Source organism: Arthrobacter sp. I3 (assembly GCF_000520575.1).
Classification (GTDB): Bacteria; Actinomycetota; Actinomycetes; order Actinomycetales; family Micrococcaceae; genus Arthrobacter; species Arthrobacter humicola_A.
In genome coordinates this window covers 132,690-149,871 of sequence record NZ_KI914954.1, presented here as the reverse complement: position 1 = coordinate 149,871, position 17,182 = coordinate 132,690, and the positions used below count along the sequence as shown (strand labels likewise).

At 66.2% G+C, this 17,182-nt stretch carries 19 protein-coding genes and 1 pseudogene; 10 read left to right on the top strand and 10 right to left on the bottom strand.

Annotation, left to right across the window (positions count from 1 at the left end):
- Positions 1-46 precede the first annotated feature (46 nt).
- Genes Y706_RS0119505 through Y706_RS0119485 form a run of 5 tightly spaced genes read right to left on the bottom strand, consistent with a single transcriptional unit; the run spans position 47 to position 3,803 of the window.
- On the bottom strand, positions 47-451 hold the full coding sequence (locus tag Y706_RS0119505) for a universal stress protein (protein WP_028277914.1): 405 nt from the start codon (positions 449-451) through the stop codon (positions 47-49).
- Complete coding sequence (locus Y706_RS28975) at positions 448-609, bottom strand: hypothetical protein (RefSeq protein WP_156945204.1); 162 nt, start codon at positions 607-609, stop codon at positions 448-450. Before Y706_RS28975 ends, Y706_RS0119505 begins: the two co-directional genes overlap by 4 nt.
- A gap of 57 nt (positions 610-666) precedes the next feature.
- Positions 667-2,199 carry a tripartite tricarboxylate transporter permease gene (locus Y706_RS0119495; RefSeq protein ID WP_028277913.1) on the bottom strand — a complete coding sequence of 511 codons (1,533 nt, stop codon included), beginning with the start codon at positions 2,197-2,199 and terminating at the stop codon, positions 667-669.
- A 9-nt stretch (positions 2,200-2,208) separates the two neighbouring features.
- A complete protein-coding gene (locus tag Y706_RS0119490; RefSeq protein WP_052355109.1) occupies positions 2,209-2,778 on the bottom strand; it encodes a tripartite tricarboxylate transporter TctB family protein in 570 nt (189 codons plus the stop codon).
- A gap of 23 nt (positions 2,779-2,801) precedes the next feature.
- Positions 2,802-3,803: a Bug family tripartite tricarboxylate transporter substrate binding protein gene (locus Y706_RS0119485; protein WP_028277911.1), complete on the bottom strand. Its 1,002-nt coding sequence runs from the start codon at positions 3,801-3,803 to the stop codon at positions 2,802-2,804.
- Positions 3,804-3,945: 142 nt separating this feature from the next.
- Here Y706_RS0119485 and Y706_RS0119480 point away from each other — a divergent pair, with 142 nt between their 5' ends.
- The 8 genes from Y706_RS0119480 to Y706_RS0119445 all read left to right on the top strand — a co-directional run bounded on the left by Y706_RS0119480 (position 3,946) and on the right by Y706_RS0119445 (position 13,431).
- Entirely contained in the window at positions 3,946-4,830 is an 885-nt protein-coding gene (locus Y706_RS0119480; RefSeq protein ID WP_028277910.1) for a LysR family transcriptional regulator, read from the top strand.
- A gap of 129 nt (positions 4,831-4,959) precedes the next feature.
- Positions 4,960-5,874: a 5-dehydro-4-deoxyglucarate dehydratase gene (kdgD, locus tag Y706_RS0119475; RefSeq protein WP_028277909.1), complete on the top strand. Its 915-nt coding sequence runs from the start codon at positions 4,960-4,962 to the stop codon at positions 5,872-5,874.
- 11 nt (positions 5,875-5,885) lie between these two features.
- Positions 5,886-7,517, top strand: coding sequence for an aldehyde dehydrogenase (NADP(+)) (locus Y706_RS0119470; protein WP_028277908.1), 1,632 nt, complete (start codon positions 5,886-5,888; stop codon positions 7,515-7,517).
- Positions 7,514-8,842, top strand: coding sequence for an enolase C-terminal domain-like protein (locus Y706_RS0119465; protein WP_028277907.1), 1,329 nt, complete (start codon positions 7,514-7,516; stop codon positions 8,840-8,842). Before Y706_RS0119470 ends, Y706_RS0119465 begins: the two co-directional genes overlap by 4 nt.
- Positions 8,843-9,026: 184 nt before the next feature.
- The gene (locus Y706_RS0119460; RefSeq protein WP_028277906.1) at positions 9,027-9,947 is read left to right on the top strand and encodes an AEC family transporter; all 921 of its coding nucleotides are present in this window, start codon (positions 9,027-9,029) and stop codon (positions 9,945-9,947) included.
- Between the two features lie 100 nt (positions 9,948-10,047).
- Positions 10,048-11,175 (top strand): L-talarate/galactarate dehydratase, encoded by a 1,128-nt coding sequence (locus Y706_RS0119455; protein WP_028277905.1) that lies wholly within the window; start codon positions 10,048-10,050, stop codon positions 11,173-11,175.
- A gap of 10 nt (positions 11,176-11,185) precedes the next feature.
- Positions 11,186-11,890 (top strand): FadR/GntR family transcriptional regulator, encoded by a 705-nt coding sequence (locus Y706_RS0119450; RefSeq protein ID WP_028277904.1) that lies wholly within the window; start codon positions 11,186-11,188, stop codon positions 11,888-11,890.
- 176 nt (positions 11,891-12,066) lie between these two features.
- On the top strand, positions 12,067-13,431 hold the full coding sequence (locus tag Y706_RS0119445) for an MFS transporter (protein WP_043436524.1): 1,365 nt from the start codon (positions 12,067-12,069) through the stop codon (positions 13,429-13,431).
- A gap of 65 nt (positions 13,432-13,496) precedes the next feature.
- On the opposite strand, the gene Y706_RS26570 is transcribed toward Y706_RS0119445, so the two are convergent.
- Complete coding sequence (locus tag Y706_RS26570; RefSeq protein ID WP_043436522.1) at positions 13,497-13,685, bottom strand: hypothetical protein; 189 nt, start codon at positions 13,683-13,685, stop codon at positions 13,497-13,499.
- 75 nt (positions 13,686-13,760) lie between these two features.
- Entirely contained in the window at positions 13,761-14,231 is a 471-nt protein-coding gene (locus Y706_RS0119435; RefSeq protein ID WP_028277902.1) for a MarR family winged helix-turn-helix transcriptional regulator, read from the bottom strand.
- An 81-nt stretch (positions 14,232-14,312) separates the two neighbouring features.
- Between Y706_RS0119435 and Y706_RS0119430 the strand changes: the two genes are divergently transcribed.
- Positions 14,313-15,023 carry a hypothetical protein gene (locus Y706_RS0119430; RefSeq protein ID WP_028277901.1) on the top strand — a complete coding sequence of 237 codons (711 nt, stop codon included), beginning with the start codon at positions 14,313-14,315 and terminating at the stop codon, positions 15,021-15,023.
- Positions 15,024-15,359: 336 nt separating this feature from the next.
- Here the strand turns inward: Y706_RS0119430 and Y706_RS26565 are convergent, their stop codons facing one another.
- On the bottom strand, positions 15,360-15,737 hold the full coding sequence (locus Y706_RS26565) for a DUF7793 family protein (RefSeq protein WP_043436520.1): 378 nt from the start codon (positions 15,735-15,737) through the stop codon (positions 15,360-15,362).
- 163 nt (positions 15,738-15,900) lie between these two features.
- On the opposite strand from Y706_RS26565, the gene Y706_RS0119420 reads away from it, so the two are divergent.
- Entirely contained in the window at positions 15,901-16,203 is a 303-nt protein-coding gene (locus Y706_RS0119420) for a DUF4193 domain-containing protein (protein WP_028277900.1), read from the top strand.
- 32 nt (positions 16,204-16,235) lie between these two features.
- Here the strand turns inward: Y706_RS0119420 and Y706_RS30685 are convergent, their stop codons facing one another.
- Both Y706_RS30685 and Y706_RS29445 read right to left on the bottom strand, forming a co-directional pair.
- Positions 16,236-16,619, bottom strand: coding sequence for an FtsX-like permease family protein (locus tag Y706_RS30685; RefSeq protein ID WP_343213094.1), 384 nt, complete (start codon positions 16,617-16,619; stop codon positions 16,236-16,238).
- Positions 16,605-16,793: pseudogene (locus Y706_RS29445) on the bottom strand (ATP-binding cassette domain-containing protein); the annotation flags it as partial. The gene Y706_RS30685 and the pseudogene Y706_RS29445, both read right to left, overlap by 15 nt.
- Between the last annotated feature and the right edge of the window lie 389 nt (positions 16,794-17,182).

Sequence of the window (17,182 nt, the reverse complement as noted above, 5' to 3'; positions counted from 1 at the left end):
CCTGGGGGGTCCGGCCCGTCCACTCTTTGAGAGCCGCGAGAGCTTTCTAGCAGAGGGCCCCGTCCGCCTTCACGGCAAGGACGGGCCGGTCGGCCTGCATGAGGATGCGCTGGGCGTGGCTGCCCAGGATGAATTTGCCGACCTGTGAGCGGTGCCGCAGGCCAATGACAATCAGGGATGCGTTGACCTCGCGGGCGACGTCCAGGAATTCATCGGCGAGGTCGTCACGGTACGGCGGCTGGATCACCGTTGCCCTGATTCCGGCCTCCGTGGCCCGGCGGCCGGCCTCCTCCAGGATGTCGGAGCCGGCAACGGCTTTGTCTACCAGGGCGCCTTCGCGGGCGGAGTTGACGATCACCAGGTCTTCGTTCCTGAGCATGGCTTCGGCAATGCCGGCGGTCAGCGCGGCCTCCCCTGCCGGTGTGGGGACGAATCCGACGATGATGCTCATACCTTCTCCTTGATTTTCGTGGTGATGGGCTGTTCGCTTGGCGCCGTCGTCCACTTCGCCAGGAGAGTCCGGATGCCCGGGAGCACGGCTACCAGGACGAACACGATGAGCAGCGTCGCGGAGATGGGGCGGGTGAAGAAGCCCGTGGGCTTCGGCAATGCCGGCGGTCAGCGCGGCCTCCCCTGCCGGTGTGGGGACGAATCCGACGATGATGCTCATACCTTCTCCTTGATTTTCGTGGTGATGGGCTGTTCGCTTGGCGCCGTCGTCCACTTCGCCAGGAGAGTCCGGATGCCCGGGAGCACGGCTACCAGGACGAACACGATGAGCAGCGTCGCGGAGATGGGGCGGGTGAAGAAGCCCGTGGGATCGCCGCCGAACACGAGAAGTGAACGGCGCAGTGAGCTCTCCAGCAGGGACCCGAGGACGAACGCCAGGACCAGCGGACCGGGTTCAAAGCCGAACTTCTTCATCAGGTATCCCACGATCCCAAACACCACTACGAGCGTCACATCGAACATGCTGTTGTTGATGGTGTAGGCACCGAGCAGCGTGATGAGGGCGGTGACCGGGGCCAGGATCGCGGCGCGGACGCGGAGGATTTTCACGAAGATTCCGACGAGGGGCAGGCTCATGATCAGCAGCAGGATGTTGCCGATGTACATGGAGTTGACCACGCCCCAGAACAGCCCGGGGTCCTGCTCCACCAACTGCGGGCCCGGCGTCACACCCTGGATCAGCAAGGCACCGAACATCAGGGCCATGGTGGCGTTAGCCGGGATTCCGAGGGTCAGCAGCGGGATGAACGACGACGTTGCTGCGGCGTTGTTGGCGGTTTCCGGTCCAGCGACGCCCTCCGGGGCCCCTTTACCGAATCGTTCCGGCTGCTTGGCGCGCTTCTTCTCCATCGCATAGGAGGCCATCGATGCGATGGTGGCGCCGCCACCGGGCAAAATGCCGAGGAAGAACCCGAGGACAGAACCGCGGGCGATCGCGCCGGAGGCCTGCGTGAGATCGGTCCGTGATGGCCAGACGTTCGTGACCTTGGACGGCGCCTTGGCGGCGCGGTGCCGCTCTTCGAGGTTGTAGAGGATTTCGCCCAGGCCGAAGATGCCCATGGCGATCGGCACGAAATCAATTCCGTCGGCCAGTTCCAGGTTGCCGAAGGTGAAGCGGCTTTCGCCGGTGAAGATGTCCCGGCCGACCGTTGCCAGCAGCAAGCCGACGGCGGCGGCGATGAGTGCCTTGGTCTTGGCACCGTTGCTGATGGTGGCCACCAACAGGATGCCGAGCAGTGCGAGCGCCGAGTATTCGGCCGGGCCGAAGTCGAGGGCAAAGCTCGCCACGACGGGCGCCAGGAAGGTCAAGCCAACGATTGAGGCGGTTCCGCCGATGAACGAGCCGATGGACGCCAGGCCGAGTGCGGTACCTGCCTTCCCCTGTTTGGCCATCTGGTAGCCGTCGAAGACGGTCACCACGGACGAGGCTTCGCCGGGAAGCCTCAGGAGCACGGAGGTGATGGTGCCGCCGTACTGTGCGCCGTAAAAGATGCCCGCGAGCATGATGATGGCGGTGACGGGTTCGACGTTGTAGGTCAGCGGCAGCAGGATGGCGATGGTTGCCGCGGGCCCCAGACCGGGCAGGACACCGATCAACATGCCGATGACGACGCCGATCAGGCAGTAGAGGAGGTTGCTCGGCTCCAGGACAACGGCGAATCCGTTGATCACGGGATTTAGAAAATCCACGGGGTTCTCCTAGAAGAGGTGGGGAATGGAGGTGTTGAGCGCAAGGACGAAGATTCCGTAGAACGCCGCCACGACGATCGCGCTTACCAGCAGGGTGGAGCGCCACGTTTCGCCGCCGAGGAAGCGCATCCAGATGATGCACAGGACGAGGGCGGGCAATTCAAAACCGATGGCCGGCATCAGCGCGACCATGGCGGCGAGGGTGACGAGCCCTGTCAGGGGTGCGGAGGACATGCGGGTGAACTTCTCCGCGTCCCGGTTGTGCCGTCCGACGGTCAACTGGAAGAGGCCCAGGACCACCATGACGCAGCTGATCATGAACGGCCACAGCCCGGGCTCCGGCGCTGCCGGAGTGCCGAGGCCCATGGCAACGGACAGGACCAGGGCGCCGGTGCCGACGCCGAGAACCACTAAGGAGGATGCCGCATTTGCCAGCGCTCCGGCGGCGGGCGGCTTCTCTTCCTCCCACTGCGCGGCGAGTTGCTCCGGCGTGAGGTCCTCCAGAACGTCGTCCCCGGGAGCTTGGGGGGCGTTCCCGCCGGAGGGGGCCGCGGGGCGGCTGCCCCCTCCGGCGGGCACTGAAGGTGAAGACGACACTTGGATCACTTCGTTCCGCTGAGGCTGATGTCGTACTTCTCCACCAGCGACTTGTACTTGGCGGCGTAGTCCTTCCACTGGGTGACGACTTCCTCGCCGGAGATTTCCTTCGGGGTCAGCATGTTCTTCTTGTTGAATTCCTTGTAGGAATCGGACTTGAAGGTCTCCTTGATGGCTGCGAGCAGCTTGTCCTTCACGTCCTTGGGCGTTCCTTTGGGAGCGGCGACGGCGCGATACTGCGCCACGGGAACGTCGTAACCGGATTCCTTGGCCGTAGGCACATCCGGGAGGAAGGAGTTCCGATCCTCCGAAAAGACGAGCAGCGGTGTGACCTTTCCGGCCTTGATCTGCGGCATGGCTTCGCCGAGCTGGATGGTGGACACTTCTACCTGGTTGCCGAGGACCGCGGTGAGGGCTGGCTTGCCGCTGTCGAACGGTACATCGGTGCCCTTGACGCCGGCCTGCTTGAACAGGACGGTCTGTGCCAGCTGGCTGCCGGTGCCCACGCCGGTGGTGCCGAACGTGATATTGCGCCCTGCTCCGGTCAGGTCCTTGATGCTGTTGAAGCCGGAGGCCTTGCTGGCGACCAGCACGTAGTCGTCCTGCGACAGGCCGGCAATGATGTCCAGGTCGTCGATGCTGACGGCCTCATCCGCGGTGACCGCAAGCGGGGTGATCGTGATCAGGGACGCGGTGACCAGAAGGAGGTTCTGGCCGTCGGCGGGCTTGCCGGCCACTTCCTTTGTGGCCAAGGCGCCGTTGGCCCCTGGCTTGTTCACCACAGGCATCGGGGCGCCGAGGGTTTTGGAAGCGCCCTCGGAGATGGCGCGGGCAATCAAGTCGGTGCTGCCGCCGGCGGCCTGGCCCACGGTGAGGCTTACGGGCCCGTTCGGATATTTTGAAGAATCGGTACTGCCGCCGGCAACATTGCCGCAGGCCGTCAGCGCCAAGAGCGTGACGGCGGAGGCCGCTCCAAGTAGGGTGCGGCGCGAAGGGAAGTGCATCATTGAAACTCCTCATTGATGGTCAGGGCCAGCGCCCTGGAAGCATGTGAACCGCGTCACTGCCGGTTCGCTGTGTCGAGTGTAGGGAGCGGCTATGATGCATGTCTAAGCCCAAATATGCATCGAGTGATACCGGGAAGGCATCATGTTTACCTTTGACCAGCTGGCCGGATTCATCGCGGTGGCAGAAGAGCTTCACTTCGGCCGCGCGGCGGAACGCCTGAACATGACCCAGCCTCCGCTGAGCCGGCAGATCCAAAAGCTGGAGAAGGCCGTCGGCGCCGAGCTGCTGGAACGGGACAACCGGAAGGTCCAGCTGACCCCGGCGGGAACCGCCTTCCTGGAGGAAGCCAGGCGGTTGCTGGCCCTCGCCGAACGCGCCCCTGTCACCGCCCGCCGGATCGCCTCGGGTCGCTCCGGCCTTCTGCGAATCGGTTTCACCGCGGCCAGCGGGTTCAGTATCTTGGGGCCCCTGCTGGAGGAGATCTCGGCGATCCTTCCCGACGTCGACGTCGACCTGCAGGAAATGGTGACCGGTGAACAGATCCAGGCCCTGGAAACGGGAGAACTGGACCTGGGGCTGGCACGTCCGCCCTTCGACAAAGACGTTTTTGATTCGCGGCTTCTGTACCGCGAATCCATGATGGTGGCCGTTCCGGCCGGCCATCCCCTGGCCCGCCGCGGCGGCATTGTCGGGAACGAGGACCTCAAGGACGAGGCCCTCATCATGCATTCGCCGCTGCAGGCCCGGTACTTCTACGACCTCGTGATCCGCATGCTGCCGGTGCAGCACGGCAACGTGGTCCACACGGTCAGCCAGATCCTCACCATGGTCTCGCTCGTGGCGGCCAAACGCGGAGTCGCCTTTGTGCCCCGGTCCGCCACAGCGCTGGGCATCCAGGGGGTCGAATTCCTCCCGCTGGCCAGCAGCCACGGCGAACCCGTGGAGCTCCATGCCATCTGGAGCCGTAAAGTGAGCAATCCCGCCCTGTCGCGGCTGCTCGGCGCCCTGGACTTCCAGCTGGACTAAGGTCGCCACAATGCACTGAAGGTATCAATGCATTCAATAATGCACTTGGACAGGCATGAGGCAGCAAACCTAGTCTGAAGGGGAACCGCACTTCCCCGCCGACTCGGCGCATACCCGGAGGACCCCACCGTGGCAAAATACGCACCCCAGGAACTGGCCAACGTCCTCAAGGACGGCCTGCTCTCCTTCCCCGTCACCTCGTTCGACGAACAGCTCCAGTTCGACGAAGAGAACTACCGCAAACACCTCGCCTGGCAGGCCAGCTTCCCGGTCGCCGGACTCTTCGCGGCCGGCGGAACCGGGGAAGGCTTCTCACTGACTCCGGCCGAGTCCGAGCGCGTCGTCCGCGCAGCCGTCGGGGAAGTCGGCAGCATCGTCCCGGTCCTGGCCTCCGCCGGCGGCTCCACCGCCCAGGCCATCGAAAACGCCCGCGCCGCCGAGGCCGCCGGCGCCGACGGCATCCTGCTGCTCCCGCCCTACCTCACCGAGGCGGACCAGGGCGGCCTGATCGACCACGTCAGCGCCATCTGCCGGTCCACCTCCCTCGGTGTCATCATCTACAACCGTGCGAACGCGATCTACAAGGACACCACCGTCGCCACCCTGGCCGACCGCCACCAGAACCTGATCGGCTTCAAGGATGGAGTCGGAGACCTCGAACACGACGCCCGGGTCTACGCCAAGCTCGGCGACCGCCTGTTCTACCTCGGCGGCCTCCCCACGGCCGAGACGTTCGCCCTCCCGCTGCTGCAGCTGGGCATGAGCACCTATTCCAGCGCCATGTACAACTTCGTGCCGCAGTTTGCGCTGGACTTCTACCAGGATGTCCGCAACCACGACCGGGTGGCCGTGAACAAGAAGCTGAACGAGTTCGTGATCCCCTACCTGGACATCCGCGACCGGGTGAAGGGCTACTCCGTCTCGATCGTCAAGGGCGGACTGGCCGCGATTGGCCGCTCCGCCGGCGGGGTCCGCCCGCCGCTGCAGAACCTGGCGCCCCAGGACCTCGCAGACCTCAAGTCCCTTATCGCCACCGTTTCCTAGGAGGACGCACCGTGACACTCACCGGACGCTCACTCATTGCCGGCCAGGCCGTCGCCGGGGACGGCGCGACGGCGTACGCCTTCAATCCCGCCACGAACGAACGGCTCGAACCCGGCTACACGCTGCTCACCGGGGAACAGCTGAAGGACGCCACCGCAGCGGCCGCCGCGGCCTACCCCTCCTTCAGCACGCTCGACCCGGAAACCCACGCCCGGTTCCTTGAGGCCATTGCCGGGAACATCGAGGCGATTGGCGAGGAACTCATCACCCGAGCGGGCCTCGAGACCGGACTACCGGCCGCCAGGCTCCAGGGCGAGCGGGCGCGCACCACCGGCCAGCTCCGGCTCTTCGCCGGCGTCGTACGCCAAGGGGATTACCGCGGGGTCCGGATCGACCCGGCGCTGCCGGACCGCGCTCCGCTGCCGCGAGCGGACATCCGGCAGCGGCAGATCCCGCTTGGTCCCGTCGCCGTTTTTGGTGCGAGCAACTTCCCGCTGGCCTTCTCGACGGCGGGCGGCGACACCGCCTCCGCCCTCGCCGCCGGCTGCCCCGTGGTCTTCAAGGCCCACAATGCGCACCCGGGCACCGGCGAACTCGTCGGCCAGGCCATCGCCAAGGCCGTCCGCGACACCGGGCTGCACCCGGGCGTGTTCTCGCTGATCTACGGTCCGGGCAGCAGCATCGGCCAGGCGCTCGTCGCCGATCCAGCCATCAAGGCCGTCGGCTTCACCGGATCGCAGTCCGCCGGCATCGCCCTGATGCGCACCGCCGCCGCCCGGCCCGAACCCATTCCCGTCTATGCGGAAATGTCCTCGCTCAACCCGGTGTTCGTCTTCCCCGGCGCCCTCGACGGCAACGCCGAAGAAATTAGCGTGCTCGCCCGGCAGTACGTTGCCGCCGTCACCGGCAGCTCCGGGCAGCTGTGCACCTCCCCCGGCCTCCTGTTCGCCCCCGCCGGCGCGGCCGGCGACGCCTTTGGCGCCGCCGTCGGCCGGGCCGTGTCCTCATGCGCCGGGCAGACCATGCTGACCGAAGGCATCGCCGGGTCCTGGCACGCCGGAGCCGATGCACTGGGTTCCGCCGGGAACGTCAGCGTCGTCGGCCAGGGCGCCGACGGGGCGACGAAGAACGCCCCGGCTCCGGCCATCTTCGGCACGTCTGTCGCCGAGTTCGTGTCCAACCCCGTCCTGCACCAGGAAATCTTCGGCGCCGCCAGCCTGATGATCCGCTACTCCACCACCGAGGAGCTCGTTGACGCCGCCCAGCGGCTCGAAGGCCAGCTCACGGCCTCCCTGCAACTGACCGAGTCGGACTACCGCGCCGCTGCCCCCCTCATCCCGGTATTGGAGCAAAAGGTCGGCCGGATCATCGTCAACGGCTGGCCGACCGGCGTCGAAGTTGGCCACGCCATGGTGCACGGCGGCCCGTTCCCCGCCACATCCGACACCCGGACCACGTCCGTGGGTACATTGGCAATCAGCCGGTTCCTGCGCCCCGTCGCCTACCAGAACCTGCCACAGGAACTGCTCCCTGCGCCGCTGCAGGACCCCAACCCGTGGCGGCTGAACCGCCGGATCGACGGCGTCGTTCAAGCCTCCGCGGCAGAAGAGGCAGCAACAGAGAAAGCAGAGGTCAACGCGTGAGCACGCAGCCCACCATTGCCCACGTTGAAGTGGTCCCCGTTGCCGGGCACGACAGCATGCTGATGAACCTCAGCGGCGCGCACGGCCCGTTCTTCACCCGCAACATCGTTCTTATCACCGATTCGAATGGCCGCACCGGACTCGGCGAAGTGCCGGGCGGGGAAAAGATCCGCGCCACCATCGCGGAGGCCGGCATCTTCCTGGCCGGCCAGCCGGTGGCCCGCTACCGCTCCCTGCTCCGGGACGTCGCGGCGAAGTTCGCCGACCGCGACGCCGGCGGCCGCGGCCTGCAGACCTTTGACCTGCGCACCACCGTCCATGCCGTCACCGCGATCGAATCCGCCCTCCTTGACCTGCACGGTCAGTTCCTCGGCGTCCCCGTCGCGGAACTGCTCGGCGACGGCCAGCAGCGCAGCTCGGTGCCCATGCTCGGTTATCTGTTCTTCATCGGCGACCCCGGCCGAACGGATTTGCCGTACCTGGTGGAGGACGCGCCGGCGGACCGGTGGGAAAAGCTCCGCCGGCAGGAGGCCATGACACCGGAGGCCGTGGTGGCCCTGGCCGAGGCCGCCCAGGAACGCTACGGATTCAGCGATTTCAAGCTCAAGGGCGGCGTGCTCTCCGGCGACGCCGAGGTGGATGTGGTGACGGCCTTGGCCAGGCGTTTCCCGGAGGCCAGGATCACCCTTGATCCCAACGGCGCCTGGCTCCTGGAGGAGGCCATCCGGCTGGGCCAACGCATGCAGGGCATTGTGGCCTACGCCGAGGACCCCTGCGGCGCGGAAGGCCGCTTCTCCGGACGCGAGGTCATGGCCGAATTCCGCCGCGCCACCGGGCTGAAGACCGCGACGAACATGATCGCGACGGACTGGCGCGAAATGTCCCATGCCATCCGCAGCAACGCCGTGGACATCCCACTCGCGGACCCGCATTTCTGGACCATGCACGGTTCCGTCCGGGTGGCCCAGATGTGCGCCGAATTCGGCCTGACCTGGGGATCGCACTCGAACAACCACTTCGACATCTCGCTCGCCATGTTCACCCACACCGGGGCGGCCGCCCCGGGAGAAATCACGGCGCTGGACACGCATTGGATCTGGCAGGACGGCCAGGGGCTCACCAAGGAACCACTGCAGATCAAGGACGGTGCGATCAGGGTTCCGGACGCTCCGGGCCTCGGAATCGAGCTGGACCGCGCCGCTCTGGACAAGGCACACCAGCTGTACCTGGAACACGGCCTCGACGCCCGCGACGACAGCATCGGCATGCAGTACTACATTGACGGCTGGTCCTTCGACCCCAAACGGCCCTGCCTGATTCGATAGAGACTGCTCCATAGGGACTGCTCACTAGGGTCTGTTCGCTAGGGCTGTCCGCCGGGCAGCATCCCTGAGGCGGATCCCCACCACTGCCGCACGGCCGGCCCTCCTGGCGCAGGAGAGGCTTCGGCCGTGCGGCATCCCGCTTCCGGCTCCCCTGGCCGCCGGCACCCGACACGAAGGACCAATCTTGGGCGGCGTTCTCACCGGCATACTGATCGTCGCCTCCGTCATCGCCGTCGGATATCTCTCGGCCCGGCTGCGGATCCTCGGACCGGAAGTCCAGGGCGCCCTGACCCGCACGGCGTATTACATCACCAACCCGGCACTGCTGTTCACGGTGGTGGCCGGCAGCGATATCCGGGCCGCGCTCGGAACTGATGCCCCGCTGGCGCTGCTTTCCGCGGCGGCCGTGGGGCTGCTCTATTCCCTGCTGAGTGTCCTGTTCTTCCGCCGGCCGGTGGCAGAGACAGCCGTCGGCGCGATGGCCAGCAGCTACGCGAACGCCAACAACATCGGGATCCCCGTCTCCCTCTACGCCGTGGGAACGGCCCAGCACGTGGCTCCCGTCCTGTTGGCACAGATCCTCGTCCTGGCGCCGGTCTATTTGACCCTGCTGGGTGTCGCATCCGGGTCCGGGATCTCTTGGCGGAAAATGCTGCTGCAGCCCTTAGCCAACCCCATGATCATCGCCTCCGGCCTGGGCGCGGCGGTCGCACTGACCGGCTGGAAAGTTCCGGAACTGCTGCTGAAACCCGTCGACATGCTCGCCGGCGGCGCCGTCCCCATGGTGCTGCTGGCCTTCGGACTGTCCCTGGCCGGCAAGGCCCCGCTGCAAAAGGGCGACGGGCGCACTGAATCGCTCGTCGCCACCTTCCTGAAGATCGCAGGCATGCCCGTGATCGTCTGGGCGCTGGGCCGCTTCGTCTTCGGCCTCGAGGGGCAGCACCTGCTGGCCATCGTGATCATGGGCGCTCTGCCCACGGCCCAGAATGTCTTCCTCTTCGCCTCCCCGTACCGGCGCGGCGTGATCGTTGCCCGGGACGTCATCCTGTGCACCACCCTGCTCTGCGCCGGCTCTTTGCTGGTCATCGCCTGGCTGCTTGGCTGACTGCGGCGAAACACTCTTCCAGCACTTGTTATACAAGTAAGTAGCTTGTAGCCTAAGTTGAGCGGGGCGGAGTTGCCTCGCAGGAACTTCAGGGAGAACCATGACCAGCGTTGATCTCATCCGCCATGTAAAGCTGTCCACGGCCAGGCTTCCGCTCGCCGTTCCGATCAGTGACGCGAAAGTGTTCACCGGACGCCAGAAGCCGATGACCGAGGTCGTGTTCCTTTTCGCCGAAATCACCACCGAACAGGGCCACAGCGGAATCGGGTTCAGCTACTCCAAGCGCGCCGGCGGGCCGGCCCAGTACGCGCACGCCAAGGAAGTCGCCGAAGGCATCATCGGCGAGGACCCGAACGACATCGGCCGGCTCTACACCAAACTTCTCTGGGCCGGGGCGTCCGTGGGCCGCTCCGGCGTGGCCACCCAGGCGCTGGCCGCCATCGACATCGCGCTCTACGACCTCAAGGCCAAGCGCGCCGGCCTGCCGCTGGCCAAGTTCCTGGGCGCGTACCGTGACTCCGTGCAGACCTACAACACGTCGGGTGGTTTCCTCAACGCCTCCCTGGCCGAGGTCAAGGCCCGCGCCACCGTCCTGCTGGACGAAGGCATCGGCGGCATCAAGATCAAGGTCGGCCTTCCGGACACCGCCGAGGACCTGCGCCGCGTCGCCGGTATCCGCGAGCACATTGGCTGGGACGTCCCACTCATGGTGGACGCCAACCAGCAGTGGGACCGCGCCACCGCATTGCGGATGGGCCGCCGACTGGAAGAATTCAACCTCGTCTGGATCGAGGAACCACTTGACGCGTACGACTTCGAAGGCCACGCGGACCTCGCCCGCGCCCTGGACACCCCCATCGCCACGGGCGAGATGCTGGCCTCGGTCGCAGAGCACAAGGGCCTGATCAGCGCCAACGGCTGTGACATCATCCAGCCTGATGCCCCGCGTGTCGGCGGCATCACCCAATTCCTGCGCCTGGCCGCCCTGGCCGACGAGCGCGGACTCGGCCTCGCCCCGCATTTCGCCATGGAAATCCACCTCCACCTCGCCGCCGCCTACCCGCGCGAGCCCTGGGTGGAACACTTCGACTGGCTCGATCCGCTGTTCAACGAGCGCCTCGAAACCAAGAACGGCCGCATGCTGGTCCCGGACCGCCCCGGGCTGGGCATCTCCCTCAGCGAGCAGGCGCGCGCCTGGACCACAGAATCTGTGGAATTCGGCAAGTAACCTTGAAGCCATGAGCCGGAACCTGACCGCGGACCTCGCGAGCGATCTTCGACGCCGCATCGTCGACGGCGTCCTTGCGCCGGGCGCGAAGCTGCCCAGCGAAAACACCCTGATCAGCGAATTCGGCGTCAGCCGGACCGTGGTCCGTTCGGCGCTGACCCGGCTGCAGGCTGAGGGGCTCGTCGAAACCGAACGCGGGCGGGGCAGCTTCGCGCTGACCCCGCCGCCGGACGGCCCGCAGCAGTCGGCCGGCAGCCGCCCCGTGGCCAGCCTGGAAGACCGCCTGTGGCAACTGGAGTTCCGCATCGCGGTGGAGTCCGAGGCTGCGGCCCTCGCCGCCCGGAACCACACAGACCGGCAGCTGAACGCTGTCCGGAAGGCTTTTGAAGACTTCGTGGACAGTGCGGCCCACCCGGGACATGCCATGAAGGCTGACTACGAGTTCCACCGGGCCATTGCCGCAGCCTCCGGAAACCCCTTTTACTCCGACTGCCTCGCATCCCTGGGGCCGACCATGATCGCGATGCCCCGCGGCCGGCTCGTGGGCAGCGGCGAGCCTGATGCGCGCGGGCATTTCGACCAAGTGGTGCAGGAACACGAATCAATCGTCGCCGCCATCGCGGAGGGCGACGGACCGTCGTCGTCAGCGGCGATGCGGAGCCATCTGGCAAATTCCCGACGGCGGCTGCGCGCCGCCGCTCCCGGCCACGGCTGACCCCAGGGCCCGGACATCGGGCGGGGGGCTTCCAGTCCCTCAAGGTATCCATCGATGCAATTAATGTGTTGGACGGGCATTACCGCCGCCGAATAAAGTGAAGAATCGCTGTGGCGAGGGCCACAATCAACTGCCCGCCCCGGCCGACCAGCTTCGCCAATTCAAAGGAAATCTCCATGCAGTCTGTCGACAACGCTGTCACGGACGTGGCCTTGGCCACGAAAAAGTTCTTCAAGCGGGTGCTGCCCATCATGCTCGTCATGTTGGTCTGCAACCAGCTCAACCGGTCCAACATCGGCTATGCCCAGGAGCATCTGCACGCAGATGTCGGCATCGGCGCCGCCGCCTACGGGTTCGGGGCCGGGCTGTTCTTCATCGCCTACGCAATCTTCGAACTGCCCAGCAACGTGATGATGGAGAGGTACGGCGCCAAGGTCTGGCTGGCCAGGATCATGATCAGCTGGGGCATCGTCTCTTTTCTGATGGTGTTCGTGCAGAACGAGACCATGTTCTACGCCCTGCGGTTCCTCCTCGGCGCAGCGGAAGCCGGTTTCTTCCCCGCCGTCATCTTCTACTTCGCCCGCTGGGTGCCGGCCGGGCAGCGGGGCAAAGCAACAGCGATCTTCATCGCAGGCTCCTCGGTCGCCGCGGCACTCTCCGGCCCGATCGCCGGAATGCTGCTCAGCCTCAACGACGTCCTGGGATTCCGCGGCTGGCAGTGGCTGTTCGGCTTCGAGGGGTTGCTTTCCGTGGTTGTCGGCATTGCGGTGTTCTTTGTCCTTGACGCCAAGATCGCGGACGCCACATGGCTGACAGCGGGCGAGAAGTTTGCCCTCACCGCGGCGATTGCGGACGAGGACGCCCAGCACGCCCCCGCCTCAGGCGGGAATCCCAGCGGGAAGATCAACCGCTGGAAGATGCTCCTGAACCCCCAGATCCTCCTCCTTTGCGGCATCTATTTCTCCGTGCAGCTCTCCATCTACGCCAACACGTTCTGGCTGCCCAGCATCGTCAAGCAGATCCCGGGGACCACGGACCTGAGCGTCGGATTCCTCTCCGCCATCCCTTGGGTCTGCGCCGTGATTGCCATGTACTTCGCCGCCAAGTGGCAGGACAAGGCCAAGTCCAAGCGGCCCCTCCTCGTCGCTGCGCTCCTGGTCGCCGCCGTCGGAACACTCGCAGCCGCCGTCGCCTCCCCGGTCCTGGCCCTCGTGTTCCTGGCCATCGCCGCCATGGGATTCAAGAGCGCGTCACCGTTGTTCTGGACCATCCCCCAGTCAGGCCTGCACCCCCTCATCCTCGCGCCGGCCATTGCCATCATCAACTCCCTGGGCAACCTCGGTGGCTTCGTGGCGCCGTTTGGTTTCGGCATCATCAAGGAGCAGACCGGCAGCGTCATCCCGGGGCTCTTCGCCCTCGCAGCGGCATCGACAATCGCCGCCGGCCTTGTCTACTTCCTCAAGGAGCGCAAGTCCGAGGCCGCGGCAGGGCCCGTGGCTGCACCCGAGGAGGCGCCGGCGTTCGCCGTGGCCGCCAAGTAGACGGGCACGGAAAGGACAGGCAGGCGCCCGACGGGCGCCTGCCTTTTCCATCGCCCATGCCGCGCTCAGTGGCTCTTGCGTGCGTCCTGCAGGTGCCGGTCGAGCTTTTCTTCGGCTTCGCGGCGCCGCTGACCGATGATGCGCAGCTGCTGCGTGATCGGATTTCCGTAGCCATCAACGTCGCGGTGATGCGTGCCCTTCAGGCGCTCGGGGCCGGAGGGCAAGCTCACCCGCGGTTCAGTATTTTCGCCCATACCGGGATGATCCCACACTGCCCGCCGGCTGAAAAGGACGGCTATTGCGCCGAAGAACCGGCCGGCACGCCGGGTTCATTCCGGCCTCGTGTCCCGATGCAGGTCCGTGTCGAGGGCATGGGCGCTGGCCAACCTGGCCAGCAGGATACCCAGCTGCGCAGACTGTTCGCTGGTGAGCGGGGCCAGGAGTTCGGCCTCGTGCCGTTCGGCGATTCCGCGCAGTGCCCCGAGAGCCTTCGTGCCCTCGGCCGTCAGCCGGAGCTCGTAGTTCCGCCGGTCGGCGCTGCTGCGCACGCGGGCCACCAGCCCTCGCGTTTCCAGCGAGTCGATGAGGGGAACCACGCGGCTCGGCACTGCCCCCAGGCGGTCGGCCAGGGACCGCTGGCTCAGTCCGGGGCTGCGGCCGAGCAGGCGGAGGACACCCGCGTCGCTTGGGGTCAGGCCGAGTTCGCGCGTGCGCTCGGCGAAGCGTGCCGATGCCAGCGCCCCGAGCTGGGACAGCAGGAAAGCGGTTCGCTTCGGCCGCGGCGGATCCGGTGAGTCCATGCCCCAATATTACGCCATTGACAGAATCATTCAACAGGTGAATCATTTTAGTTGTGACGTAATTATCGGAAAGAAGCCATCATGACTGACCTGTCTTCCCACCACACTGCTCCCTCGACCCGATCCGGCGGCCCCAACCCGGGCATCCTGGCGGCCGTGAGTCTGGGACTCACGATCGCGGCCCTGCTCAGCAGCGCGATCCTCACCAACGGGCAGGCCTACGTCTCGCCCTTCTCCCCCGCCGGCCAGGTCGCGGCATATTTTCACGGGAACACCGACGCCGTGCGGCTCGCCAGCCTGTTCCAATTCGGCTCAGCGGTCCCGCTCGGCATCTTTGCGGCCACCGTTTACGCCCGGCAGCTCCGGCTTGGCGTGCGCGTCCCCGGGCCCGCAATCGGCTTCTTTGGCGGCATTGCCGCCTCGGTGTTCCTCATGCTCTCGGCCGCCGTGGGGTGGGTTCTGAGCCGCCCGGAAATCACCACCGATGTGCCACTGACCCATGCATTGTCGTTTCTCGCATTCATCACGGGCGGCGTCGCCTATGTGGTCGGCTTGGGACTCCTCATCGCCGGAATCGCCGTCCCCGCCCTCATCCTGCGCTTCGTGCCGCGCTGGCTGGCCTGGGCCGGCCTGGTCATCGCCGCGCTGTCCGAGCTGAGTTTCCTCTCCATGGTGATCGAGCCGCTCCAGTTCCTGCTGCCCGTCGGGCGGTTCGGCGGCCTGCTCTGGCTTGTTGCCGTCGGATTCCTGTTGCCGCGGAGCCGGGCTGCCGCGAATCGACGCGAACCCTGAGCCTGTCGAGCTGGCCGCCCGGCCTAGGCTCCCTCCCCGGAAAGGCCTCCGAGCACGCCCGCATCCGCGCGGCCATAGCGCACGCGCTCGATGGGACGACGATGCAGCAGGGGTTGGCGACCCGCTGAACGGCGCCCGGGCGACCGTCCGGCGCCTGATGTCGAGGGCTGTGCGGGCGTTTCCGCCTCCCCTTCAACCGGCCACGATCCCGAGAGCCCTGCATACCTTCCTGGAGCAGCGGGGCGGAAGAGAGTGAAGACACTTCACAACGGGAAAGACCGGTCTGTCTCGGATCGGGGACAGATTTGATTGCGGCGCCAGGCCCTGTGGCAATTCCTAATCGCTCTGGACGACTTCCTTCAGCCACGCGATTGCGTCGGTCCTGGACGTAAAGAACTCGTGCGGGTATTTTGTCTCCCGGCTCGTGGCGGAAGCGATCACCCTGTCGACTGTGCTGGATCCGAGGACCGCGATGGCCACCACGCCCCTGCTCTGTGCGAACTGGTATCTGGCCGCCGCGCTGAACACCGCGTCGGTCATCTCAGAGAGCATTGGCATCGGCGTCCCGCCACTGATCCGGTCCACGGCAAGCATGGCGTCCCGGGCGTCGTCGGCGTCCACGAAGGAACCCGGGCGCCAGACGCTCTCGAGTATCCCAGCATCGACGCTGAGCGAGTTCTTCCCGTCGGCGGCGTCGATTGGTCCCTGCATCATGCCGTTGATCCTAGGCCCGAACTGCGGCGGCGCCCGGCACCGCGCCCATGGTGTGGCCGGCGAACGCCGCACGGCGTGGATTCTGGCCTCGCCTGAGGAACAACCGCGGAGTGCCGTACGTTGCACTTAGCCTAGTAAAGACTCGAGAAAGAGAACAAGCCACGTGGCAACCGATTACGACGAAGTCCGCTCGGACGTTAAGGAAACCCAGGAAAACTCCCTGGAAGCACTCCAGTCCGCCAACGCACCGGACGCCCGCAGCGTCGTCCAGGAACTGGACGAGGCCGACGGGCTGGACGGGGCCGGAGTCCCCGGCGGCGAGTTCATCGCCGAAGAGCTGATTGTCCAGGTCATCCCGCAGGCCGACGACGAGTTCACCTGCAGCTCCTGTTTCCTGGTCCGGCACCGTTCCCAGATCGCCCGGCAGTCCGGCACCGATATCTACTGCACGGACTGCGAGGGCTAAAAGCGGGAAGGCTCAAAGCCAGGTCCGTGGTCCTACTCGAACCGGGTGGCCGGGATGGCGGTGCTGGAACGGATCAGTCCGAAGGCAGCTGTCACTGCGGCCAGTGCGAGCAGGATGCTGAAGGACAGGGCGGCGTAGTATACGGGGCCGGGCCAGGTGATGGTCCGGCCCCCGCCGAATGAGATAACCATCAGCCAGGCCACGACGAATCCGAGCCCGGCTGACAGCAGAAGCACTGCCACAAGGGGAACCGCGGCCTCTCTTGCGATGACCCCGCGAACAACTTCAACGGGCATGCCCATCAGCCGCATCAGGCCCAGCACGCGTTTTCGGTCCAGCATCGCGGCAGCCGTGGACACGGCCAGCGAAACGCCGGCGATGACGACGGCGACGAAGGTGCCGTCCGGGGCAAGGATGCCGGCCAGGCAGTGCAGCAGGGTGGACTTACCCGACCCCGACGGGCCCATGACCGCGAGTACCTCACCGGCGTGAACGTCGACGTCGATACCGCGCAGCGCCTCGGTCTGTCCGAACGCGTGGCGGACACCGCGGGCGCTGAGGATGGGTGCAGTGGTGTCGATCGTGCCCATGCGCTCTGGAGCCCGAGTCCAGCGCATCGGCAGGCTTCCGTGGGCCTGACGGCCTCAACTTGGACAGGTATAAAGGTTTTCCCAAGTTGCGGTGGGGATCATGGGCGACATTCCACAACTGCATTGGGGGCACGGTCATGACTTCTCAGACCGAGAGCGTTTTTCGGGACAACGGTTCTGCTGTTTCACCCAGATGGACATCCCGAGACCTGTTTGGAGGAAATCGGTGATGGGGCAGCACTTCAGAGGGCGCCTGCGCCAGACAGCGGTCATCCTCGTGCTGGCCGTGGCCGGCGTCGGCGCAATCAGCGGGACTTCGCAGGCCGCCCCCAGCCACGACAACCGCCATTACACGGCGGGCGCCCCCGGCAGCGGGGACGCATATTTCC